Below are 1,059 nucleotides of genomic sequence, written 5' to 3' on the forward strand. Positions count from 1 at the left end.
GTAATTTGACCATCCACGAATAATCGGGTTTAGTTTACTAATCAGGGCTGATTGAGGTGCTGTTTTATGTTGTTTAATTACACCTTTTATCATTTCTGTGTGGGCTTTGACTGCTTTGTTACTGGGTTTGATGTGAGTTTTATGACCGATTAATCGGTTTGTTGTCCCACCTATTTTTCCAGATTTATATTTTCCTGCTGGGTATTGCCTGATATTGAATCCGAGAAAATCCAACCCTGGTTCTTCAGTTTTGCCATTATACTCAATGGAATTGAGTGTATGACAGATTCGAGTCTTTCCAGGTTTAATCTCTAATCCTACAGGTTTTAGCTATTCGGAAATTGCAGTTTTGCACTGTTCAATGATTTCTAGTGATGGTGATATTACTATGAAATCATCGGCATATCTTATTAGGCAGGCTTTGACAGCCTTACCTTCTTTCTTAGGATACATTGTTTCAATTAGCCTAACCATTCCCAACAGTGCGATGTTGTCTAGGAGTGGGCTTATTACCCCTCCTTGGGGTGTCCCTGCTTCTGTATCCTCAAATACACCGTTATCCAAAACGCCTGCTTTGAGCCATTGTTTAATATCTCGTTTTAGGCTGCTTGAACAATGAATTTTGGACATTAGGTAATCATGGTTTATTCGGTCAAAACATTTCGCTATGTCTGCGTCTAACACGAAGTATTTACCCTTGTTGATACTTGAGTAAATTCGTGCTATTGCATCATGGGCGGATCGTCCAGGACGGAACCCGTAGCTAGTGCCTTCAAATCTTGACTCCCATTCGGGTTCAAGTGCCGACTTGACCAAAGCTTGCCTTGCTCTATCTTGGATTGTAGGAATACCTAGTGGGCGTTTTTCATCCCTTCCAGGTTTTGGAATCCATACTCTCCTAAGTGCTTTTGCTTTGATGTTTCCCTTAATGTTCTCGACGAGTTCAAACCTTTGTTTTGGAGAGATTGCTCTTACTCCATCAACTCCAGCCGTTTTCTTGCCTTGATTATCTTGGAGGGCGGGTTTATTAAGCTGACTGTTGGGAAGCATGGCTGACCG

At 41.5% G+C, this 1,059-nt stretch carries 1 pseudogene; it reads right to left on the bottom strand.

Going from position 1 to position 1,059, the window contains the following annotated elements:
* Nucleotides 1–1,059, bottom strand: a pseudogene (gene ltrA, locus ACTIE0_RS24645) (group II intron reverse transcriptase/maturase); the annotation flags it as partial.

The organism is Limnospira sp., from assembly GCF_051859755.1.
In the GTDB taxonomy this organism is placed as follows: domain Bacteria; phylum Cyanobacteriota; class Cyanobacteriia; order Cyanobacteriales; family Microcoleaceae; genus Limnospira; species Limnospira fusiformis.